We start from the raw sequence: 24,766 nt of genomic DNA on the forward strand, positions 1-24,766 counted from the left end.
ATCAACATGCAGGTAAAAGTCATCAACCAATCCAAACACCCCCTTCCAGCCTATCAAACCGAATTATCAGCAGGCCTTGATTTGCGTGCCAACCTGGAAACTTCAGTGACATTAGCACCTTTGGAAAGAAAGCTGATTGGTACCGGGCTCTATATGGAATTGCCTGCAGGATTTGAAGCACAAATCAGACCACGCAGCGGTCTGGCTTATAAGCATGGATTGACCGTCCTCAATTCCCCAGGCACCATTGATGCCGATTATCGAGGTGAAATCAAGGTTTTATTGGTCAATTTGTCCCAGGAATCATTTGAAGTCAAAGATGGGGAAAGGATAGCCCAAATGGTCGTTGCCAGGCACGAGCAAATCCAATGGGAAGAGGCCGTAGACCTTTCCTCCACCGAAAGAGGAGCTGGAGGCTACGGAAGCACCGGTAAATCCTGATTCCATCTCCCTCCCGGTCATAGGAACCAAAAAGGCCCTAAGTTTGTAAGTAAGCTTGAATGAACCTGTGGTAAACACAGATTAAGAAAGCGACTCTATAATCCATCATGAATAAACAAATCCATTTTACCCATACCCTTTTCCTGGGAATTTTGATTTCGGCTTTGATAATATCCGGGGATGTTCTAGCTCAGAAAAAACTTTCAAGAAAAGAGCGGAAACAACAAAGAAAGGAAACCAAAGCGGACCGCTTGTTTATTGAAGGGGAAAAACACATGATGTTGGAAGACTTTCAAAAGGCCTTTGCCTATTTTGAAAAAGCCCATGAACTAAAACCGGAATCCGGTGCCATTAATTTTAAAATGGCAGAAATCCTGGCCCGTGCCAATCAACATGAGGAGGCCTTAGAATATGGCCAAAAAGCCATTGATTCGGACCCTGAAAACAAATATTATCATTTGTTGCTGGCAGAAGTTTATACCAAGCAGGACAATCCTCAAAAAGCTGCAGAAATCCTTCAATCTCTCATAAACAGTTCGGAAAATACTGAACATTATATTCTGGACCTGGCTTCCTTGTACCTAAGTACCAAACAATTTGACAAAGCCTTGAATGCACTTAACCAAGCAGAGGAATATTTTGGGGTAATGGAGCAATTGACCGTTCAAAAGCAACGGATTTATTTGAGAAAAAACAACCTGGAAGCAGCCTTGTCGGAGGGGGAAAAACTAATAAAAGCCAACCCCGGCAACCCAAAATATATACTGGCCCTGGTTGAAATTCTTTATAATAACAACCAATTAAACAAGGCGCTTGCTTGTGTATTGGAATCCCTTCACCAATATCCCAATCAACCGGATCTTCACCTTGCAGCATATTCGCTTTACCAGGAAAAGGAAGAGTTCCAAAAAGCTCAAGAACATTTGTTTACTGCTTTTCAAAACCCCGACCTGGAAGGAAAGGTAAAATCCCAGACTTTTTCTGACATTTTCCAAAAGGAAATTAAAACCCCGGAAAGGGAAGCATTACTGGACAGCTTGGCAGGTCTTATGGTGCAACATAACGGTAAGGAGGCTGTAATTTATGCGGCCATGGGTAACCGTGCATTTGCCGGAAATGAAAAAGAAAAAGCCCTTTCCTATTATCAGCAATCTCTGGATATTGCTGTGGGGGATGCCAAATTGGTCCAAAACACCATTAGCTTGATGTTTGAACTGGGCAGAGAATTTGAAGAAATTTCCAAATATACAACTATTGGGGTGGAGGAATTTCCCCAGAAACCAGAATTCTGGTTCTTTGAAGGAACGGTGAACCTGGCCCTGAAAAATCACCAGGAAGCAGAAACTGCTTTTGAAAAAAGTTTGGAAATCAATAATGGGGGGAATAAACAATTGGACCTGATGGTTTGGGGGCAGTTGGGGGACACATATCATGCCTTAAAAAAGCCCGAGAAAGCTTTTGATGCTTACGAAAAGGTCTTGGAACAAAATCCATATAATGAGCATGTGCTAAACAATTATGCCTACTTCCTTTCCCTTCAGAAAAAGGACCTGGAAAAAGCAAAATCCATGTCCCAATTGTTGGTGAAAAAATTTCCTTCCAATTCAACTTATCTGGACACCCATGCATGGGTGTTGTTTCAGATGGAAGATTTCCAACAAGCCAAAATATATATGAAAAAAGCCCTGGACAATGAAGCCATGCCCAGCGGCGTTATGTTGGAACATTATGGGGATATCCTTTTTCAATTAGGCGCAAAAAAAGAAGCGATCAAATATTGGCAAAAAGCCCAAAAAGAAGAAGACACCTCCGACATGTTGGATAAAAAGATTGAGGATAGGCAATACTATGAATAAGCGTTTTTTTTGGAGTGTAATTCCTGTGGTTTTGCTTTTATTGGCAAGTTGTGCCAAACGACCTAACCTATATAGCTCAGATGGGGTAATGGAGGAATTTTCTCCCAATTATTTTGACTTCAGCTACCTAAGTGCCAAAGCTAGAATTGTACTGGAAGAGGATGGTGGAAAAACCACTCGGGGAACCCTTAATCTAAGGGCCAAAAAGGACAGCATTATTTGGTTTAGCCTTAGCCCGGGCTTGGGCATTGAGGCAGCTAGAGGAGTGATCACCCAGGAATCCATCCGTGTAAAAGACCGTCTCAATGGGAAAGAGATAGACCTTACCTTCGAGCAATTTCAAAACCAATATGGCTTAAGGCTTTCCCTGCCTTTGTTCCAAAATATCCTTTTTGCCAATGTCCCTAACCAACTCAGTTTCAGGGACAGGCTGATCCGGGTAGGAAAAACATTTACCCTGACCCAAAGGCGGGATGATATCCTTTATGAATCCGTTATTGGGGCCCAGCATGGAAAAGTCATGGAGCTTGAAACCTCCTCCCCATACCATAAAGGCAAGCTGACCGCCAATTACCCGACCTTTGAAAAGGTCAATGAGCAACCCTTTGCTCACAGGATATTGCTAACTATGCTCATGGATCAATCTTCAGGGCAAAAATCCACCTTGGTGAATATTGAGGTAAACAAGGTGGATTTGGAAGAAGGCCCCATGTCATTCCCTTATAATTTTTAAAATATGAAGATTAATCAATACCTCTTTTTATTGGTTTTGGTGTTGTACCAATTGGGTACAATTGACAATCCATTGTATGCCCAAACCAAAAGGAGTCGTGCCGAATTGGAAAAGGAAAAAGCCGAGGTACTTAAAAGGCTGGAGGAATTTGACAAAATCCTGGAAAAAACGGCCGCCCGCAAAAAAAACACCATCAGTGAACTGAATGTAGTCAATCGCCAACTGGAAACCAGGGCGAATTATATCAACACTTTGAACAATGAAGTCCTGCTGTTAAACCAGGAAATCAAGGATACCCAAAACCTGATCCAATCCCTGAAAGAGGACCTCGAGGAGTTAAAGGAAGAATATGCACAGATGATCTATACTTCTTCCAAACTTAACAGCGGGGTCACTGTTTTAAGTTTTATATTCAGCTCTTCTACATTTAAGCAGTTTTATATGAGGTTGAAATACCTCAAGCAATATAGTGATGCCCGGAAAAAGCAGGTTGACCAGATCAATAAAGTGAGTGCAGACCTGGAAAAACAAAACAACCAATTAGAAAAACAGAAATCGGACAAGCAACTTGCCCTGGAAAGGGAACAGGAACAAAAGAAAGAGTTGGCCAGCCTAAAGCAAGAACAACAACAAATTGTAAATAATCTGAGCCAAAAAGAAGAAGAAATCCGAAAGGACATAAAAAAAACCAAAAAACAACAGGAAGAATTAAACCGGTTGATTCGGAAAGTTATCGAAGAGGAGATCCGCTTGGCTGAAGCAGAAGCAAAAAAAGCCAACAGCAGGGCAACCAAATCGGCCGGAACCAACGTACCACTAACTCCTGAAAGTGCAGCTCTTTCCAATTCTTTCGCTGAAAACAAGGGGAATATGCCATGGCCAGTTGCCAGTGGGTTTATTTCCAGGAGATTTGGCACCCACCCTCACCCCACCCTCAGAGGCATTACCGAAACCAATGATGGGGTAGATATCCAGACCAACCCGGATGAAACCGTCAGGGCGGTATTTAGTGGAACGGTCACCAAAATCTCTACGGTCCCCGGCATGGGAGGAACCATTATCATCCGACATGGGGAATATTACACCATGTACAGCCGGCTTAGGACCATTTCGGTTAAGTCCGGACAAAAGGTGGCAGCAAGGGAAAAAATAGGTGAAGTATCCACAGGAAATGATGGTACATCAGAAGTTCATTTCCAGACCTGGAAGGGACTAAAAGTGATGAACCCTACTATTTGGTTATCCAGTAATTAGGGGTAAACCCCATAATCTCTGTACATTTATAAAAAAAGAAAAGAAAAAGATAAAGAACTGTATGCTATTCTCTTGTGTTAGTAAAGCGCTGTTGTATCTTTGTAACAATTTAAATTCACAAAAATGTTAGACATGACTACATTGGGTTTCATTCAGAATATAGGAGGTGGTTCCTTGATCATTATCATCCTGGTTATCATCCTATTATTCGGCGCAAAAAGAATCCCTGAATTAGCTCGAGGGCTGGGAAGAGGAATCAAAGAATTCAAAGACGCCACCAAGGAGATTCAGGACGATATTGAGGAAGGTCTGAAGGACAAAAAGAAAAAAGACTAAAAGCATCTGAAAATTGGAAAAATTCCATTCATTCGACGAAATAAAAAAGTCGCTTAAAAATAAGGAGACTGATTGTAAAGCAATCGTAAATTATTACCTCAACAACATCAAGACGAAGGCGCATCTCAACGCCTTCGTTGAAGTTTATGAGCAATCCGCTTTAGAACAGGCCGAAAAAGTAGACCAAAAATTGGCAGAAGGAACTGCTGGTAAATTGGCAGGCATGGTCATTGGCATAAAGGATGTTTTATGCTATACCGACCATGAAGTCAATGCTTCCAGCAAGATTCTGGAAAATTTCCAATCCCAATTCACCTGTACTGCAGTCCAAAAATTGATCGATGAAGATGCCATCATAATTGGACGGCTTAATTGCGATGAATTTGGTATGGGCTCTTCCAATGAAAACACCGTTCATGGGAAAGTATTGAATGCCATTGATGAGGAAAGGGTGCCCGGGGGGTCTTCCGGAGGATCTGCCGTTGCAGTCCAAGCCAATCTTTGTACTACCTCTTTGGGAACAGACACTGGAGGGTCTGTTCGACAACCTGCGGCATTTACCGGTCTTGTGGGAATCAAGCCTACTTACTCAAGGGTTTCTCGCTTTGGCCTGATTGCTTACGCATCTTCCTTTGACACCATAGGAGTGTTTTCCCAAAATGTAGAGGACAATGCATTGGTCCTGGAAGTCATAGCAGGACCAGATGACAATGACAGTACGGTTTCCCAAAAATCCGTACCTTCCTATAGCGAAATGCTGGATTTGGAAAAGCCAGTCAAAGTAGCTTACTTGAAAGAAACTATTGAATCTGATGCCCTTCAACCTGAGATTAAGGCCCATACTCTGGATGTGCTTAACCAACTGAAGGAAGAAGGCCATCAAGTAGAAGAAGTAGATTTTCCGCTATTGGATTATGTGCTTCCTACCTACTATATTTTGACCACTGCAGAGGCAAGTTCCAACCTTTCACGCTTTGATGGCGTAAAATATGGGTATAGAACTCCAAATGCCCACAACTTGGAAAGCATGTATAAGCTTACACGTTCAGAGGGATTTGGAGAGGAGGTCAAAAGAAGGATCATGCTGGGTACTTTTGTACTTAGTGCAAGTTATTATGATGCTTATTTCACCAAAGCCCAAAAAGTAAGAAGGCTGATAAAAGAGTTTACCGAAGACCTGTTGGATAAATATGACTACATCGTTATGCCAACTACGCCTTCTACAGCGTTTAAGTTTGGAGAGCATAGTGATGACCCTGTAGCCATGTACCTGGAGGATTTGTTTACAGTTCAAGCCTCTGTTTCGGGGGTTCCTGCCATTTCCATTCCTAATGGAACAGATGAAAAGGGATTACCGATTGGTTTGCAAATCATAGCCAATTCTTTTAAAGAAGGAGAACTTTATGCATTTGCAAAATATCTGATATCGATTAAAAAATAGATAAACTAATTCCTGACCATGAAAACCTGGATGACATTTTCACTTATGTTTTTCGCAATCAGCAGTGTTATGCTCACTACTGCCCATGGTCAGGAACTGTATAATTTTGTCAACGATATGGAGGAGGAAGAAACCCTCACTCCTACTTATAATTACGAATATATTCCCGATTTCACCTATGATGAAATCAACCAGCGCATACAGCTCATGGATACCGAAATGCCTTATGCGTTGAATGAAACCATTTTTGCTTTTATTAATTACTTTACGGTAAGGAACCGTGAATACTCTAAAATGGCACTTGGCAGAAAGGAAATATATTTCCCGCTTTTTGAAGACGCCCTGAAACGCCACAATATGCCCGAGGACATCAAGTACTTGGCAATCATTGAATCAGGCTTAAACCCAAAAGCAAAGTCCAGGGTTGGTGCCATGGGTCTATGGCAATTTATGCCTGCCACCGGCCGTATATATGACCTTTACGTTACCCGGGATATTGATGACCGTATGGATCCCGAATTGGCTACCGAGGCTGCCTGCAAATATCTGAAAACGTTACACAGAATGTTTAATGATTGGGAATTGGCCATGGCAGCTTATAATTGCGGACCTGGGAATGTCAGAAAAGCAATTAGGAGATCCGGAGGAAAAAGAAACTTTTGGAGTATCTATCGTTTCCTTCCCCGGGAAACCAGAGGATATATACCTCAATTTCAAGCCATCATGTATGTATTCAAATATGCTGATGAGCATAACCTGGTATTGGAAAACGCCAATTTTCCTGTTGCCCATGAAAAAATCCGCTTTAATCACGAAGTGGACTTGAAACAGCTGGCTGAAATAACAGACATCTGCATGGACGATTTGGAAATGCTTAACCCTGCCATAATCAACCAAAAAATCCCTCATTCCCAAAGGCAATATGCTTTGAGGGTTCCCAAAAAGCAAGCAATATACCTGGCTGAAAATAAAGAGCAAATAGCAGATTCCCTTCAGGTGAAAGCTGAAAGGCTATTGGCCATTCAGGAAGAGGGAAATGAAGCCCCAGTGCGAAAAGCACCTGAAAAAATAACTTACAGGGTTAGAAGAGGCGATGCCTTGGGAAAAATTGCAAGCAGGCACAATATCACTATATCTGAACTAAAAGCCTGGAATGGGCTACATTCCAACCTTATCAAGGTAGGACAAACCCTAACTATTTATCAGGGAAAAGGAGCATTTGATAAAAACCTGGTTACCCAGCAAGCTAAACAGGATGTGACATCTTATAAAAACACCCCTAAAACTTATATTGTTCAACCTGGAGATTCTCTTTGGCTAATTGCCCGTAAACTGGAGGGAGTTAGCATTGAAGAAATCAAAAGACTGAATAAGTTGAGATCAAATAAAATTAAACCTGGCCAAAAACTGATTATTGGATAAGCCCTTATCAACTAAATAATTAATTGGTTTATTTTTTTGACCCGGCCAAAATTTATAAATTGTATCAAAATTTATTTAACTGTCATTGTTATGTCCTTTCAAAAAACCATTGCTTGGGTACTCTGCATCCTATCTGCAGGTTTACTATATAGCTGCGATCAAGCTCAACGGGGATCAAACTCCAATAAACCTCCTGCCCGGGGCGGAAGAGGGGAAATAGTTTTGGTTATTGATTCCTTAAAATTTCAGGGTGAGGTTAAAGAGGCCCTTCTGGAAGTTTTCCAGGAGGATATCCCAGGTTTGGTTCGGGAAGAGAGTCTATATGACTTGAGGAGAGTGGACCCCAGGGCCATGACCAGGATATTAAGGATGGCATACAATATTGTATATGTCACCACATTTGATGACAAAAACCCCGGAAGCCAATCCATTAACGCCCAGTTTAGCAAAAAATCAAAAGAACAAGCGGCTAAAAATGATTCCTTGTTTATGATAAGAAATGAGGATGAATTTGCCAGAGGGCAAGAGGTAATTTATCTCTTTGGCAATAATGAAAAAGAACTGATCGAAAATTTAAGGAAAAATAAATCCAAGATCCAAAATCTTTTTGAGGTGAGAGAGAGGAACAGACTTGGCGAAGTATTGTTTAATAGGACAAATGGAAAATTAGCGGCTAAGGGCGAGGAGCTTTTTAATCTTGAACTAAAAATCCCCCCCTCCTATCAGTTTGTAAAAGAGGGAGAAAATTTCCTTTGGGCCAGGCAACCTACCCCTACCACGCAAAGAGCAGATATCAGTTTAATTTTTTATGAAACTGAATATAAATCTGAAGAACAGTTATTTCCGGAAAACATCATCAAATTAAGGGATGAGATTCTTAAAACCAGGGTTTTTGGAGACCCCAACAATCCTGAATCCTTTGTAAAAACGGAAAAACAGGTCCCCCCGGCTTTCCGCAATTTAAAGATAGACGGCCAATACGCTGTAGAAATGAGAGGCCAATGGAAAACCAATAATGTGTCAATGGGTGGCTCCTTTATTTCTTATGTGACCGTTAACCCGGATAATAGTAAGCTTTATTTTATGGAGGGTTTTGTATTTTACCCCAATGAAAAACATAAATCCGCATTGTGGGAAATTGAAACCATCCTGATGGGGACTAATTTTATTGAAAACCCTGAAAAATAAAACCTAAAATAAAATCCAAATTATAGCTTTTAGATATGCCAATTAAAATAAGAAAAGAAGATGCCCTCAATTACCATAAACAGGGTAGTCCTGGAAAAATAGAGGTCATACCAACCAAGCCATTATCCAGCCAACTTGACCTGGCCTTAGCTTATTCGCCCGGGGTGGCAGAGCCTTGCAAAGAAATTGCTGCCCAAAAAGAAAAAGTTTATCAATACACTTCCAAAGGCAACCTGGTTGCCGTTATTTCCAATGGAACAGCTGTTTTGGGCCTTGGGGATATAGGACCTGAAGCTGGAAAACCTGTTATGGAAGGTAAGGGGGTGCTTTTTAAGAAGTTTGCCGGGATTGATGTTTTTGATATAGAAATTGATGAGAAAGATCCCTATAAACTGATTCAGACCATCAAATCCCTGGAGCCCACTTTCGGTGGGATAAATTTAGAGGACATCAAGGCACCTGAATGTTTTATTATTGAGCAGACCCTTAAAAAGGAAATGAATATTCCGGTCATGCATGATGACCAACACGGGACAGCAATCATTTCTGGTGCAGCCCTCTTAAATGCCCTGGAGCTTGTAGGCAAAAAAATTGAAGATATCCGGTTGGTAGTCAATGGGGCTGGAGCCTCTGCCATTTCATGCACCCGTTTTTACATGTCCCTTGGGGTGCAAAAGAAAAACATCATCATGTGTGATAAATCTGGGGTAATCCGGACTGATAGGGCGGAATTGGATGATATTAAAAAAGAGTTTGCCCTGGAAAGCGGTCCTGAAAAAAACCTGTCTGATGCCCTCGATGGAGCAGATGTCTTTTTGGGACTTTCGGCAGGAAATGTGGTTTCCAAGGACCAAATCATGTTAATGGCCCCCAACCCTATCGTCTTTGCCCTAGCTAACCCCGACCCTGAAATTTCCTATGATGTAGCCACAGCAGCCCGGGAAGACCTGATCATGGCTACTGGACGCTCTGACTATCCAAACCAAGTCAACAATGTATTGGGATTTCCTTATATCTTCCGGGGTGCATTGGATGTACGCTCCCTGAGCATCAATGAAGAAATGAAATTGGCGGCAGCACAGGCCATTGCCAAGTTGGCCAAAGAACCTGTTCCGGACATCGTCAATAAAGCTTACGGTGATGAGCAAATAAGTTTTGGCAAAGATTACTTAATCCCCAAACCTTTGGATCCAAGATTGATCACCACTATTGCCCCGGCAGTTGCCAAAGCAGCAATGGATTCAGGAATTGCCCAAAACCCAATAAACGACTGGGATGCTTATGAACTGGATCTCAAAGAACGAATAGGTATCGACCAAAGATTGATGTCCAGGGTGATTTCCAGGGCCAAGAAAAACCCGAAAAAAATTGTCTTTGCTGAGGCTGATAACCGAAAAATCCTCAAGGCAGCTCAGCTTATTGTGGATGAAAAGATCGGTGAACCTATTCTTCTGGGTAATAGGAAGACCATACTCAAGTTGATAGAAGATAATGCCTTGGATTTGCAAAGTGTCCCTATTATCGACCCTTTTGAGGAGACGGAAAGGATGGAAAGGTATGGTAAAATCCTTTATGAAAAGCGAAAAAGGAAAGGCATGACTCCTTATGAGGGGCAAAAATTGATGCGGGACCGGAATTACTTTGGTGCCATGATGGTGGAATTGGAAGAAGCTGATGCCTTAATTTCTGGCTTGACCAAGGATTACCCCAAAACCATTTTGCCAGCCCTGCATGTTATTGGTGTGAAAGAAGGAGTTGACAGAGTGGCGGGGATGTATATTATGAATTCCGATAAAGGGCCCTTCTTCTTTGCCGATACCACAGTAAATGTTAACCCTACCGATGATCAAATTGTGGAAATCATTGGTTTGACAGCAGATGCAGTAAGGTTTTTCGACATTGAACCTCGAATTGCCCTGCTTTCCTATTCTAACTTTGGTTCTGCTAAAGGAAATACCCCCACCAAAATGGCTCAGGCAACCGCAAAAGCCAAGGCCAGGTTCCCGGAACTTGTCATAGAAGGGGAAATGCAGGGAAATGTGGCCTTAAATGAAAAGCTCCAGCAGGAAACCTATCCCTTTAGTGCCCTAGCCAATAAAAAGGCCAATACCCTAATATTTCCCAACTTGAGTTCAGGAAACATTTCCTATAAACTGGTAGCTGATATTGGGAATGCTGAAGCCATTGGCCCTATCCTTTTAGGGATGAATAAACCGGTTCATATATTACAATTGGGCAGTTCTATCAGGGAAATTGTCAATATGGTAGCCATTGCTGTAGTGGATGCCCAAACACAGGATATAGTATGATTGATTATTTGAAAGGTCGATTGGTCACCAAGGACCCAACCTTTTTGGTCATTGATATCCATGGTATCGGTTACCATGTTAAAATATCTTTGAACACCTATTCGCAAATAAAGGATGAGGAGCAGGTCATGCTCCTCACCCATTTACACATAAAAGAAGATGCCCATACCCTTTATGGATTTAAGGATGCTTCAGAAAAAAAGTTGTTTTTGGATTTGATTTCCATCAGTGGTGTGGGACCTAATACTGGCTTAATGATTCTTTCTTCCCTAAATAGCCAGGAACTGGAACAGGCAATTGTACAGGAAGACCATAAAACCATCCAGAAAGTAAAAGGTGTTGGATTAAAAACTGCCCAGAGGATAGTCTTGGAACTGAAAGATAAAATCAAGAAATCGGCACCAGTAGGAGCTGTGGCAGGTGAGGGATTTTTAAATCAAAACAACCAAATCAAGGAGGAAGCCCTCCAAGCATTGGTTACGCTGGGCTTTCCAAAAGCCACTGCAGAAAAAAATATTGCTGCTGTATTGAAAAAATCAGACTCAGAAATTTCATTGGAAGCATTAATTAAAGCATCTTTAAAATCATCTTAATTTCCATTACACTTGATTAACCCAAAACCATATTTTTTTTCAGGTGATAGTTCAAAATATTTTTATACAACAATAATATTGTTGTTTGCTTTATATTTTTTGTCTTCTACAATATCATTTGGACAAGAGACCAATCAAGACAGTACAAAAACCAGGCTGGACTCTCTGGAGGAAAGGCGGACTTTGCCTTCCTTTTTATTATGGGATGATATGGATACCAATCCCCTTTATCCTCTAAATTCCCCCATGAGGAAAAGAAGATCCCCCTTTATTTTGCCTCCGCCCACCGATAGAGAAATAGAAATAGAACTTGATTCTACACTTCATTACCGGGTTTATGATGAAGTAGATTCTGCAGATGCGGAATCAGGATACAGCTATGATTTCGAGGATTTTTCTAAAATCCAGGAACTGCGAATGCGGCAGGAATATTGGAGAAACAGGTCAAGGGGATTAGAGGGAGAAAGTGCCGTGGGTGGACGGGGATTGATCCCTCCCATTACCATGAGCCCAACCTTTGACCGCTTATTTGGGGGAAGTGAGATCAACATTGTTCCCACAGGTTATGTTAACCTGGATTTTGGTGGAATCTTCAGAAGAATCGATAATCCTTCCATCCCCATCCGCCAACAAAGAAACGGTGGATTTAATTTTGACCAGCAAATCCAAATGAGTGTCAATGGCAATTTGGGTCAAAAAATGCGCATTGGGGCCAATTTTGACAGTAATAATTCCTTTGATTTTGAAAACCAGCTCAAAGTAGAATATACGGGATTTGAAGAGGATATAGTTAAAAGTATAGAAATAGGCAATGTCAGTATGCCGGTCCAAAACAGCCTTATCCAGGGTGCACAAAACTTGTTCGGGGTCAAAACCCAAATGCAATTTGGAAAACTTTTTATGACCGCAGTGGCTTCCACTCAAAGGGGACGCAGGGATGAAATTGTGATTGAAGGGGGAGGTCAGGGGAGGCCCTTTGAATTCAGGGCTTCAAATTATGATGAAAACCGCCATTTCTTCCTGGGCCACTTTTTCAGGGAAAATTATGAAAGGTGGTTAAGAGGACTTCCACAGGTTTTATCAGGAGTAAATGTTACCCGGGTGGAAGTTTATATCATGAACAGGGCCAACAACACCGAAACCTTAAGGAATTTTACCGCTTTTATGGACCTTGGAGAAGGACAAAGGATCTACCGGCCTGAAAATCCCAATATTGGAAGTGGAAGTCCAGATGCTCCCGCTTCCAATGGGGCCAATGAATTATTTGAAAACTTAACCAACAACCCTGCGTTCAGGCCCTATGACAATGCCTCTACTGCCATAGAAAGTGATTTGGGATTGGTCAAAGGGACAGACTTTGAACAGGTAAACGGTGCCAGGAAATTGGGGCAAAATGAATATACATTCCACAAAGAATTGGGTTATCTTTCCCTAAACCGGAAATTGCAAAACGATGAAGTGTTGGCGGTTTCCTATGAATACACCTATAATGGCCAGTCCTACAAAGTGGGCGAGTTATCGGAAGATTATCAAAACAGGCCAGAAAATGAGGTATTGTTTTTAAAATTACTCCGGCCGGCAAGAATAAACACTCAGGTTCCTACTTGGGACTTGATGATGAAAAACATTTATAATTTCAATGCCAACCAAATCAAACAGGAAGGCTTTCAATTGCAAGTCATTTACCGGGACGACCGGACCGGTTTGGATAACCCCAGTTTGTTGGAAGGTGAGGAAGTCAAAGATGTACCACTCATCCGGCTTATGGGCTTGGATAATCTAAACCCCCAAAATGACCCCCAGCCGGATGGAAATTTTGACTTTGTCCCGGGGCTTACCATTTTTCCGGACAAGGGAATGCTCATATTCCCCGTTCTTGAACCATTTGGACAGAACCTGGAAAAGCATTTTCTGCCCAATGAAGAAAGCCTGAAAAACAAATATGTTTATGATACGCTTTATAATACCACCCAGGCTGATGCAGAATTAGTAACCCGCCTCAACAAATATTACTTAAAAGGAAGCATGACAGCGGGTTCTGCATCGGAAATCATGTTGCCGGGTTTAAACATTTCTGAGGGTTCGGTATTGTTAACAGCTGGAAATATCCCCCTCACAGAAGGGGTGGATTATACGGTGGATTATAATATTGGCAGGGTGGTCATTATCAATGAGGGTATATTACAATCCGGAAAAAGGATTAAGGTTAGTTTTGAGAAGGCCGACTTGGTATCCTTCCAGACCCGAAGTTTATTGGGTACCCGGTTTGACTATTTATTCAATGAAAATTTAAACCTTGGAGGTACCTTTTTATACCTTAACGAGCGGCCAAATATCACCCGGATCAGTACTGGAAATGAAACTATAAGGAACAGCCTTTGGGGAGTGGACCTGAACTATAGCGATGAATCCAGATGGCTTACCAAACTTGCCGATGCACTGCCCTTTACCGACACTAAAGAACAATCTTTGATTACTTTTAATGGAGAATTTGCCCATTTAATCCCTGGCACCTCCAATCAGGTCAATGGTGAAGGGACTTCCTATATAGATGATTTTGAAGCAGCTATCACACCATTTAGCTTGGGAGGATCACCCCAAAACTGGAGCCTTGCATCCACTCCAAGGACGGAGGACAATCGTTTTGACCTGAGCATGCAAACAGAGGACCGCCTGGGCAATGCCTATAGGAGGGCCAAACTTGCCTGGTATAATATTGACAATATTTTCTATAGGGAAACAGGACAGGGCGTCCCCTCAAATATCACCAGTGAAGATCGAAGAAACCATTATGTACGAAGGGTTATCCCCCAGGAAATTTTCCAACAAAGGGATAGGGATGTGATCGTCACCCCTGAACCTCTGTTTGAACTTGCCTATTTTCCACATGAACGGGGAATGTATAATTATAATCCCAATTTGACAGACCGGGGATTGCTCCCCAATCCCGAAGATAATTACGGGGGGATAACCCGGGCCATTACCTCAGAAGTGGATTTTGACCGCACCAATATCGAATACATAGAATTTTGGATGATGGATCCCTTTATTGATGGGGAAAATGGCCGGGTAATGGATGGTGTTTTTAATGAAAACAATACCACAGGGGGTAAATTGGTTTTCAACTTGGGAGAAATCTCAGAAGATGTGATAAAGGATAGCCGGCATGCATTTGAAAATGGCCTTCCTGCAGATGGTGACCCAACTGAAACCACCACCAATGAATGGGGGCGGGTTACCAATGAACAATATTTGACGCCAGGGTTTGATAACAGCCCTGAATCAAGACCCAACCAGGATGTAGGTCTTGATGGATTGAGTAGCGAAGATGAAACTACTTTTTTTGCTGACCGTTTCCTTAACCGCCTCAATGTAGATTCCGATGTGATGGAGGAAATTGAAGAGGATCCTTCTGGTGATCAATTCCGCTATTACCTAAATACGGAATATGACCAAAATAACATTAAAATCCTGGAAAGGTATAAAAAATACAACGGCATGGAGAATAACACTCCCATTACCGCCAATTCCAACCTACCCTACACCCCTTCCGGCTCCAATGAGCCCGATAACGAAGACCTTAATAATGACAACACCATCAACGAAACTGAAAATTATTATGAATATCAGGTAGACCTGAGGCCCAATACTATGGATGTGGGACAAAACTACATCGTGGATAAGGTTTCCCATGTTGAAAATGGTGAGGAAGTCAATTGGTACTTATTCCGTATCCCCATTCGCCAACCTGATGGTGTCCAAGGAGATATTTCCGGATTTAAATCCATGCGCTTTATCCGAACCTATTTGACGGATTTCCAACAGCCTGTTGTGCTAAGAATGGCAAAATTCCAGTTGGTAGGGAGCCAATGGAGAACTTTTGAGGAATCTTTGTATGAAAGGGATTTCACTGAAATTCCGGAACCTGATAATTCCAATTTGACGGTGGGCGTAGTCAATATTGAGGAAAACGGTCAGGGAAGTACCGAACAAAGCCCCTATGTACTCCCCCCGGGTTTTACCAGGGACAGGGACAATACTTCAACTGTGGAAAGACAACTCAATGAACAATCCCTGCGGCTATGTATCGACAATTTACAGCATCGGGATGCAAGAGCCGTATTTAAAAATGTCAACCTGGATTTGGTTCAGTATGGACGCCTAAAAATGTTTTTGCATGCTGACAGCCAGGATGCGGAAGATGGAGAGCTGAGCGCTTTTCTTCGCATTGGTACAGATTATACCGAAAATTATTATGAAATAGAAGTCCCCTTAATGGTCACTCCACCTGGCACCAGGGATCCAAGACAGATTTGGCCATTAGAAAATGAAATTGATATTGCCATTGATGAATTGGTGGGAGTAAAAGTGGAAAGGGACAATAACCGGGTTCCACAGAACCTCCCCTATTCTGTCCAAATCCGCCAATACAGGGTTACAGTAGTGGGACGTCCCGAGCTGAATTTTGTCCAAGGGATGATGTTGGGGGTTAGAAACCCTTCCTCTACCGGAACAAGTAGTAAATCCGTTTGCATTTGGGCCAATGAACTCAGGGTAACCGAGTTCAACAAATCCTCCGGATGGGCAGCCAATGCCAGACTTAATGCCCAGATTGCGGATGTGGCTACCATTTCCTCTACCATCCGCCACAACACCTTCGGATTTGGAAGTCTAGAAACCCGCTTATCCGAAAGGGCGAGGGAATCCACCACCCAATATGATGTCTCAGCCAATGTCCAAGTGGATCGCTTGTTACCTGATGTATTGGGGGTCAGCATTCCCTTGTATGTCAGCCTGGAAAATTCCACTACCAAACCGGAGTTTGACCCATTAAACCCTGATGTTCCCTTTGAACTTGCGCTTACCAAATTCAGGACGGATGCTGAAAGGGAAGCCTATAAGGACCTTGTTTTGGATCAGGTCAAAAGACGAAATATTAGCTTTACCAATGTGAGAAAAGTCCGGAAGGATGAGGAAAAGAAGAAAAGGATCTATGACATTGAAAATTTTGCTTTTTCTTATTCCTATGGGTTGGTAAAAGAAAGTAATATCAATACAGAAGACTATACTTTTGAAACCTATAAAGGAAATATTACCTATAATTACCAGCCCACACCCCTGGTTCTTGAGCCTTTCAAAAATTGGAAAATACTGGAAAGTCCGCATCTGCAGCTTATCCGGGATTTTAATCTCAACCTAGCTCCATCCATGATCACTGCTAGATTGGATGTTGACAGGAGCTTTATGCGGACACAATACCGAAATGATCAGTTGACTACTGAAGGAGTAGATCCCCTTTTCCAAAAAAGATTCTTTATTAACCGTTTTTACAGCCTCAACTGGGATTTGACCAAAAATCTGACCGTTGATTATACCGCAAGAGTCAATGCGGTTGTTGATGAACCTGAAGGGGATCTGGATACTGAAGCCAAAATCGATTCAGTAAAAAATAATGTCAAAAATTTGGGAAGGCCCACCAACTACAATCATCAATTGGTAGCCAATTACCATATACCCACTGAAAAGTCGCCAATATTGGATTGGATCAATGCAGATTTTAGATATGAAGCAACCTACAGTTGGTTGACAGGGGCCATAGGTCAAAGGGACACCTTGGGCAACGTCATCCAAAATACCAGGGACCGGTCCCTCAATGGTAAATTGGATTTAATACAGCTGTACAATAAGGTAAATAGGTTAAAAGCACTCAACTCCCCTAAACGCCCCAGTATTCCTGGCCAATCCAATAATGAAAAGGATAAAAAGGAAATTAATACGGGCGGATGGTTCAATGAGCTGTTAAAAGTGGCGATGATGATCAAGGAAATTAGTGGGCGTTATAATATAGTGGAAGGAACTTTCCTTCCTGGTTATATGGAAAACACGGGATTGTTTGGTCTGGACCGGAGCTTTATGAACCCTGGACTTGGGTTTATTATTGGAAGCCAAAATAGTGGAATTCGCTATGATCTGGCCTCAGAGGGAGTTATGGCTCCAAGCAATCAACTGACCCAAACTTTCCGGCAAAATCAGACAAAAAATTTACAAATAAATGCAATTGTAGAACCAGTAAAGGATTTCAGGATCACCTTGGATATGCGAAAAAGAGAGACAGGAAATTATAATGAAATTTTCCGGTACTCAGAAGCTGAAAATGACTATGTTTCCATTAATCCCAACCGCCTAGGGGCTTATAATCTCAGTTACAACCTCATAAAAACGGCATTTGCCAAGGATGATGAGGACAATAATTCTCCATTGTTCTCCAACTTTGAAACTTATCGTCAAACCATACAAAGCCGCTTGGAAAGCCAAAACCCTGGAGGGACCTATGAACTCAATGGCCAAGATGTATTGATCCCATCTTTTTTGGCTGCATATTCAGGAAAGTCCCCGAATGAAATTGGCCTAAGCCCCTTCCCTAAAACCCCTTTACCCAATTGGAGAGTGGAATACAGGGGATTGTCCCGAATCCCATGGCTTGAGGAATATTTCTCCTCCATCAATCTGACGCATAATTACACATCCTCATATGATGTCAGCAATTTCTCCAACTCATTGCTATATAAAAACGGATTGGAGTTATACAATAGCCTTCAAAATTATCCCCAGGCAAGTTTGACGGATGAATTTGGAAGTTATATTCCTGTATTTGTGCTGAATCAGGTTGTATTATCAGAACGTTTTTCTCCGTTGATCGGGGTAGATGTGCTTACCAAGGATCGTATGAGCATTTCCATGGAATACAATATGGAACGGAACATTGGATTGAATTTCTCCAATGCCCAAGTCACCGAGCAAAAAAGCAAGGATTTCAGCTTCAACCTGGGGTACACAAAATCAGGGGTAAAAATCCCTTTCAAAATACAGGGAAGACAACAGGTACTGGACAATGATTTGGAAATCCGGATTAATACCCGAATAGTGGATACCCAAACCTTGCAGCGGAAAATTGGAGAGGAAAGCACCGTGACCAATGGTAACCTTAATCTTCAGATCCGGCCCACCGTTGCCTATTTGATCAATCAAAACCTAAGGGTTTCCGTCTATTTTGACCGCACGGTCAATGAACCCAAAATAAGTACTTCTTACAGAAGAAGTTCCACAGCCTTTGGGGGACAGTTGCGATTTAATTTAGGCCAATAGGTTTTATGATTTCCTGAAAGCTTGTAATTTTGGACACATTATTTAAAATCTTTATTAACTAAATATGAATTTCCCAAAAGAGTTAAAATACACCAAAGACCACGAGTGGGTGAAAATTGAAGACAATATAGCTACAATCGGAATTACGGAGTTTGCCCAAAGAGAATTGGGAGATATTGTTTATGTGGAAGTAGAAACTGTGGGTGAAACTATTGAGGCCGGAGAAGTGTTCGGTACAGTAGAAGCTGTAAAGACGGTTTCCGACTTGTTTATGCCCATAGAAGGGGAAATCATCGAATTCAATGAGGAATTGGAGGAGGCACCAGAATTGGTCAATGAAGCCCCTTACGAGGGAGGCTGGATGATCAAGGTGAAATTTGAAGGGGAGCTACCTTCGGATTTACTTTCCTCTGAAGCATATGCAGAACTCGTGGGAGAATCCTGATAAAGTTCTGGGAAACCTAACAGTTGCACTTCTTTGGCTGGCCTTATTAATTTGGCTGATCTTATCTCCAGGTGAAAACCTTCCCTCCGCTCCAGACATACCTGGCTTGGACAAGATGGTTCATTTTGGACTGTTTGCCGGATTGCTCTTTCTTTGGAACAGAGTTTGGAGATATAGGCAAAGAAAAATAAAAAAAGTGATTTTCATTACTAACTACTTAGTTTTTGGAATCATATTTGCTATATTAATTGAAGAAGTTCAACGGTTTATACCAGACAGGTCTTATGATGTAGGAGATATTATAGCCAATTTGCTGGGAAGTATGATTGGGACCATTTGTTTTATTATTTTGTACAAGCAGCGATGTAGGTTTGTATAAATAAAAATAAATGGTTACAATTGTTACCAATTAACAGAACCTGAGTTATTAACCTTTATATAGAGTATTTAATATGGAAGCTAAAAAGACGCCAAAAGCTGATTTGACCAAGAAGACAGGCATGTTCTTCCATCTTGGTCTGTTGATCAGTGTGGGCCTTGTACTGTTCGCTTTCGAGTACAAAACTTACGAAAGCAGTGAGCTGATGGACTTGGGAACAGTAGAAGACGATTTTGAGGAATTATTGGATATTCCGATTACGGAACAACCACCTCCACCACCACCACCAGTTGAGCAACCCATCATTGAAGAAGTTCCCGATGAGGTAGAAATCGAGGAAAAAATCGAAGTTGACTTCGATGTGGATGTTCAAGAAGAAACCGTGGTCAAAGAAGTGGTGATCCAGGACGCACCCGTACAGGAAAAAGCGGATGAGATTTTCGACGTGGTAGAAACCATGCCTCAACCACCTGGTGGAATGGAAGGTTGGATGAAGTACTTAAATAAAAACCTTAAGTACCCCACCCAAGCCAGAAGAATGGGAATTGAAGGTACCGTTTATGTAGTGTTTGTGGTTAATACAGATGGTTCTATTCAAGACGTTGGTATCCTTAGAGGTATCGGAGGTGGATGCGATGAAGAAGCCGTTAGGGTAGTGAAAAATGCTCCTAAATGGACTCCTGGTAAACAAAGGGGGCGTCCAGTAAGGGTGAAAATGAGATTGCCCATCCGATTTAAATTGAGCTAATCAATTCAAAATATTAAAGGCTGTCAGATTTGACAGCCTTTTTTTATGGCATTTTTTTCTTAGGGACTTTGGATTAAGCTTATAAATTGCCAGATAAAAATGTAAGCTTACAGTTCACTGGAAATCAACAGGAAACCAGTTCGGTACTCCATGAGAATTGAAAAGTTGATGGCTACTTTTAATGTAATAAGCGGGCCCCTTCGGTTATTAGGGATTTTATTTGACCTTAACATTAGACAAGAAGAGTTATGGAAGCTAATAAGTAACCAAAACAGACCTAACCAAAAAGACCGGATTGTTTTTTCATATTGGTTTATTGGTAAGTGCAGGTTTAGTATTTGCTGCATTTGAACACAAGACATACGAAGCGGCCGAGTTGTTGGAATTGGCCCCATTAGAAGAAGAAATTGAAGAAATATTAGACATTCCAGTTACAGAACAGCTACCTCCTCCCCCACCACTTGTAGAACAACCTTTTATAAAAGAGGTCACTGATAATGTAGAAATCGAGGAGAAACTAAAGGTGGATTTTGATGTGGTGGAAAGCATGCCTCATCTTCCTGGAGGAAATAAAGGCGGAGAATAATACCTTAGGGACAATCTAAATTATCCCCCCCGGGCCAAGAGATTAGGGTTAGAAGGTACGCTATATGTAGTTTTTGTTGTCAATACAGATGAATCCATTCAGAATTTTGGTATCCTGAGGGGTATTGGAGGCGACTGCAATATAGAAGCTATTAGAGTAAATAATAATTCACCCAAATGGACACCTGAAAAGCAAAGGGGCCTTGCAGTAAGGGTGAAAATGAGGATGCCAATTAGGTTTAAATTGCATTAATCCTCAAAAGGTTAATAACTCAAAAAAAGTGACCTGCTTGAGCAGCCACTATTTCAGCTCCTTTAGAATACAATAAATTTTTTAAATCAAAGCCCAAAATCTTCATAAAAACCTAATTGGTCAATGCTATTTTAGGAAGGAACATATATAATTGCTCTTTAATCTTGAATCTATTTTAATATCTTTCTTCGGGAACAAAATTTATCTTATTTTTGTCTAATTAAACGAAATGGGGCTGACCGGTTTTGACAGTAGGTGTGAAGACTGGGCCTGCGTGTCGGGTGGAGCATGTACGCCCGTGAATAATTCATGCGAACTATAATTGGCGAATCTAATTACGCCATGGCTGCCTAATCAGTCCGAATAGGATCTGATAAAGCTTAAAGGGTTGAGTCTGCTAGAGCGGATTCCCCAGCCACATCCCGCAGCTCTCTGTTCTGGCGGAGCTGATCTTGGGGTGTCGACTTGCCAGGACTAGTGCTTCCGATGCTGCTAAGGAGGTGCGAAATTTAAGCAGCTAAGCACTTGGGTAGCTGTGTCATCCAGCAGCCCAGTGACGAAAACCCAATAGATGACTACACATGTAGACGGTACAGTGTTTCCCTATCTGGACCAGGGTTCGAATCCCTGCAGCTCCACGCATCTAAAACGAGGTGAATATTCACCTCGTTTTTTTATTATAAAATTACGCTTTTCTATCACTGAACTCACTTATTTAAAATGATAGTACCCTCTTGAATATGGTCCGTTCCTGAACCATCAGCCTTGACAAAGCCGTAGTTAGTGATTTCACCTGAGGCATTTTCAAATCGTCCTGTGCCTCCAGTAACGTGGAAGATCGTTACAAACTCAAAATTATATTTATCATGTTGGATGGGCACAAGCACGCCACCATCCGCAGAAGTATATAATAAATCACCATTATTTGCTTCGATAATACCATCTCCTCCAGTAAATTCACCAAAGCCACCTTCAATGTCAGGAAGTCCTTCTTCATTAATTACCACATGAAAGCAAAACTTTAAGTCAATGGTGAAATTACCAATATGAGTGGCATTACCGCCTCCAACCTGATGCTCTTGTCCCCAAAAATCGGTGGGAGAAATAAAAGAACAAATTTCTGATAAAGCATCGTCTGCTTGACTGGTTTCCATTTTAGCTTTATAGGGAACCATCAATTGTTTAGTTAATGATCTAGCTTGTAAGACCAAATCCGATTCTTGGTTCCCATTTCTGGGTGCTTCCTCTAGGAACATTTCACAAGCGGTCAACATACATGTTATACCGCCAATAAGGAATAGAAATTTTAACGTTTTCATAATTAGTATATTTTAATTAAACAAAACCTATAAACAGCTTATTCAGAAGCATTTACCAAAGTAAACATTAAGATGATGACTGTTAATTATTTCCGTTGCAAGTCCTTTAAACTATGTTGCAAAAGCTTTAAAGCATGTTTCAGGATAGCCGATTGCTTGAAGGAAATCCCCAAAAAATTATCAATGGGCTTTATCATTTATTATATGTAAATTCATATTACTAGTTCCCTCTAAAAATTTTTCGTCATGGATCCACTAATGTCAATGAATGAGGCGTTTATTGTAAGGCTTAATGGCATACTGGAAAAAAATTATAAAAACGAAAAGTTTGGTGTAAAGGAACTAGCCTCTGAAGCAGGGATCAGCAGATCAAATCTCCACCGGAAATTGCATCAAATCAATGGGCTGTCTGCCAGTGAATTTATTATGGCGTTCAGGCTCCAAAAAGCCTACGTTTTATTGAAAAATGAGGTATCAACCGTCTCTGAAATTGCTTATGCTGTTGGATTTAAAAGCCCATCCTATTTTTCCAAGTGTTTTCAAAATCAATATCACTTTTCGCCGGGAAATGTAAAAAATAGAGCTGAAGTTCAGGCACCACTAATTCCCAATATAGACCTTTCAAAAGAAACCTCTAAAAACAAGTCCTTTTTTGGGAATTTTCTTCATCTTAATAATCTGGCCAGACAAAATCTCAAGGTTTATTCCTTCACGGTGGTTATTATAGTGCTTTTGATCGCTTTAGGAGTGATTACCACCCTAAACCTAAGGAGTGGCAATGATTTACAAACAACCAAATCAATTGCTATTTTACCTATTGAAGCCACTTCCAAATTGATCAACGAAGAAATTTTATCGGAAGGAATGCATCAAGGTTTAATTAGTTCACTTGGAAAAATCAAGGGTTTTAATGTGCTCTCCAGAAATACAACCTTAAAATATAAGGATAGCCAAAAATCCAAAGACCATATAATAAGAGAACTAGGTATTGATTTTTTAGTTGCCGGAAAGGTAAATTATTCCGATAAGGATAGTGTATTCCTGGATTTGACCCTTCATAAAATGGGCTCCCCAGAATCCGGTTTACTTAAGTTTACTTTCAACAATTCGGTTGAAAACATCATTTCCATTCAAAATGAGGCAACAAAAAACATTGGCTTATCATCAGGGGTTCTTTTAAAACCACAAAAAGGTTTAGATCAAGAAAACACAAGAAAAATAGATAAACTCGCCTACAAAAATTATATACGAGGTATGTATTACCTTCATAAGTCAACTCAGGAGGAGTTTGACAAGGGAATCCAGTACCTATATAAAGCCCTTGATGCTGATCCAGCGGAACCATTAGTTTACGCTGGATTGGCCTACGGTTATGTTATTTTGGGGCACAGTTCTTCTGAAAACAGAGATGTATTCGGCATGGCTAAATTTGCCGCACGAAAAGCTATTGAATTGGATTCTACTCAATTGGAAGCTTATGCTGCCATGGCAAGTATCAATATTTACCATGATAGAAAATGGAAGGAGGCAGAAGAATTATTTGACTACTTGTTGATGAGAAATCCGAGTATGGCCAATGTCCACTATGATAAGGCTTGGTATTGCATGTTGATTGGGGACAAAGTAAATGCCATAAAGCATCATGAATTAGCTGAAAAATTGGATCCTTTCAATTCCAAATACATTGCATGGTCAGGTTGGCTTTATGCCTATTATGGGCATTATGATAAGGCCATGGAAAAAGTTGAAACAGCCTTGCAGATATCTCCAAATAACCCGGTTGCCTATTTTACAAAAGGATTTATTCATCAGTTGAAAAATGACACAGCACGGGCAATGCAAGCTTATGCTAAGGTTTATGAGCTAAATCCCAGGATGATCGGCATGTATGGTGCATTTAGTGCCAAGAATGGAGAAATTAGAAAAACCTATGAATTAATTGAGGAAGTGAAAACCTGGCCAAAATCCCCTTGGAAAAATTGGACCTTGGCTGTTTTGTACGCCGGTCTAAATGATACTAAAGAAGCGGTTAGGATGTTGAATACAGAACCAAAGCATGCTTTTGTGGCTTGGGCTGCCGTTGTTCCTGCATTTGACGGCATAAAGCACCAGGATGAATTTAAATCTTTTGTTTCAAGTTTAAACTTACCTGTCAGAAAGGAGAAAACCGTAGGTACTCTCCTAAAATAGGTTGATTAATATTCTAACCAAACCGCAACCACCCGACTTTCCAATCTTGCCACAATTGCAAATCCAGAAGGTCAAAAACGCCACAAAAACTTAGAGAGGATATGCATTTTGACTTAAAGGTTAATAAG

Annotated in this window: 17 protein-coding genes, 1 other RNA gene and 1 pseudogene; 18 read left to right on the forward strand and 1 reads right to left on the reverse strand. The window is 41.2% G+C overall.

The features are described from left to right. The first annotated feature begins 6 nt into the window (after positions 1 to 6). The 17 genes and pseudogenes from dut (at position 7) to ssrA (ending at position 21,770) form a co-directional block, all read left to right on the forward strand. Positions 7 to 441 carry a dUTP diphosphatase gene (gene dut, locus QWY93_RS01755; RefSeq protein ID WP_290246472.1) on the forward strand — a complete coding sequence of 145 codons (435 nt, stop codon included), beginning with the start codon at positions 7 to 9 and terminating at the stop codon, positions 439 to 441. 107 nt (positions 442 to 548) lie between these two features. After that, on the forward strand, positions 549 to 2,297 hold the full coding sequence (locus tag QWY93_RS01760; RefSeq protein ID WP_290246473.1) for a tetratricopeptide repeat protein: 1,749 nt from the start codon (positions 549 to 551) through the stop codon (positions 2,295 to 2,297). Further along, complete coding sequence (gene lolB1, locus QWY93_RS01765) at positions 2,290 to 3,030, forward strand: lipoprotein insertase outer membrane protein LolB1 (protein ID WP_290246474.1); 741 nt, start codon at positions 2,290 to 2,292, stop codon at positions 3,028 to 3,030. Before QWY93_RS01760 ends, lolB1 begins: the two co-directional genes overlap by 8 nt. A 3-nt stretch (positions 3,031 to 3,033) precedes the next feature. Next, a complete protein-coding gene (locus QWY93_RS01770; protein ID WP_290246475.1) occupies positions 3,034 to 4,284 on the forward strand; it encodes a murein hydrolase activator EnvC family protein in 1,251 nt (416 codons plus the stop codon). 132 nt (positions 4,285 to 4,416) lie between these two features. Next, positions 4,417 to 4,620 (forward strand): Sec-independent protein translocase subunit TatA/TatB, encoded by a 204-nt coding sequence (locus tag QWY93_RS01775; RefSeq protein WP_290246476.1) that lies wholly within the window; start codon positions 4,417 to 4,419, stop codon positions 4,618 to 4,620. 13 nt (positions 4,621 to 4,633) lie between these two features. Further along, entirely contained in the window at positions 4,634 to 6,061 is a 1,428-nt protein-coding gene (gene gatA, locus QWY93_RS01780) for an Asp-tRNA(Asn)/Glu-tRNA(Gln) amidotransferase subunit GatA (protein ID WP_290246477.1), read from the forward strand. A 30-nt stretch (positions 6,062 to 6,091) separates the two neighbouring features. Then, positions 6,092 to 7,483, forward strand: coding sequence for a lytic transglycosylase domain-containing protein (locus QWY93_RS01785; protein ID WP_290246478.1), 1,392 nt, complete (start codon positions 6,092 to 6,094; stop codon positions 7,481 to 7,483). 90 nt (positions 7,484 to 7,573) lie between these two features. After that, positions 7,574 to 8,671, forward strand: coding sequence for a DUF4837 family protein (locus QWY93_RS01790; protein WP_290246479.1), 1,098 nt, complete (start codon positions 7,574 to 7,576; stop codon positions 8,669 to 8,671). Between the two features lie 35 nt (positions 8,672 to 8,706). Next, positions 8,707 to 10,980: an NADP-dependent malic enzyme gene (locus tag QWY93_RS01795; RefSeq protein ID WP_290246480.1), complete on the forward strand. Its 2,274-nt coding sequence runs from the start codon at positions 8,707 to 8,709 to the stop codon at positions 10,978 to 10,980. Next, complete coding sequence (gene ruvA, locus QWY93_RS01800; protein WP_290246481.1) at positions 10,977 to 11,573, forward strand: Holliday junction branch migration protein RuvA; 597 nt, start codon at positions 10,977 to 10,979, stop codon at positions 11,571 to 11,573. The genes QWY93_RS01795 and ruvA overlap by 4 nt, the downstream gene beginning before the upstream one ends. 246 nt (positions 11,574 to 11,819) lie before the next feature. Then, positions 11,820 to 18,719 (forward strand): T9SS outer membrane translocon Sov/SprA, encoded by a 6,900-nt coding sequence (gene sov / locus QWY93_RS01805; RefSeq protein ID WP_290246482.1) that lies wholly within the window; start codon positions 11,820 to 11,822, stop codon positions 18,717 to 18,719. A gap of 64 nt (positions 18,720 to 18,783) precedes the next feature. Next, a complete protein-coding gene (gene gcvH / locus QWY93_RS01810; protein WP_290246483.1) occupies positions 18,784 to 19,164 on the forward strand; it encodes a glycine cleavage system protein GcvH in 381 nt (126 codons plus the stop codon). Next, positions 19,139 to 19,543, forward strand: a complete 405-nt coding sequence (locus QWY93_RS01815; protein WP_290246484.1) for a VanZ family protein — start codon at positions 19,139 to 19,141, stop codon at positions 19,541 to 19,543. The genes gcvH and QWY93_RS01815 overlap by 26 nt, the downstream gene beginning before the upstream one ends. 73 nt (positions 19,544 to 19,616) lie before the next feature. Continuing rightward, positions 19,617 to 20,291 carry an energy transducer TonB gene (locus QWY93_RS01820; protein ID WP_290246485.1) on the forward strand — a complete coding sequence of 225 codons (675 nt, stop codon included), beginning with the start codon at positions 19,617 to 19,619 and terminating at the stop codon, positions 20,289 to 20,291. Between the two features lie 295 nt (positions 20,292 to 20,586). Continuing rightward, positions 20,587 to 20,877, forward strand: a complete 291-nt coding sequence (locus QWY93_RS01825) for a hypothetical protein (RefSeq protein ID WP_290246486.1) — start codon at positions 20,587 to 20,589, stop codon at positions 20,875 to 20,877. 24 nt (positions 20,878 to 20,901) lie between these two features. After that, positions 20,902 to 21,129: pseudogene (locus QWY93_RS01830) on the forward strand (energy transducer TonB); the annotation flags it as partial. Between the two features lie 231 nt (positions 21,130 to 21,360). Further along, positions 21,361 to 21,770: a transfer-messenger RNA gene (ssrA, locus tag QWY93_RS01835) on the forward strand. A 66-nt stretch (positions 21,771 to 21,836) separates the two neighbouring features. Here ssrA and QWY93_RS01840 read toward each other — a convergent pair. Continuing rightward, positions 21,837 to 22,448: a hypothetical protein gene (locus QWY93_RS01840; protein WP_290246487.1), complete on the reverse strand. Its 612-nt coding sequence runs from the start codon at positions 22,446 to 22,448 to the stop codon at positions 21,837 to 21,839. A 246-nt stretch (positions 22,449 to 22,694) separates the two neighbouring features. On the opposite strand from QWY93_RS01840, the gene QWY93_RS01845 reads away from it, so the two are divergent. After that, positions 22,695 to 24,638, forward strand: a complete 1,944-nt coding sequence (locus tag QWY93_RS01845) for a helix-turn-helix domain-containing protein (protein ID WP_290246488.1) — start codon at positions 22,695 to 22,697, stop codon at positions 24,636 to 24,638. The last annotated feature ends 128 nt before the right edge of the window (positions 24,639 to 24,766 follow it).

It is taken from the genome of Echinicola jeungdonensis, assembly GCF_030409905.1.
GTDB lineage: Bacteria > Bacteroidota > Bacteroidia > Cytophagales > Cyclobacteriaceae > Echinicola > Echinicola jeungdonensis.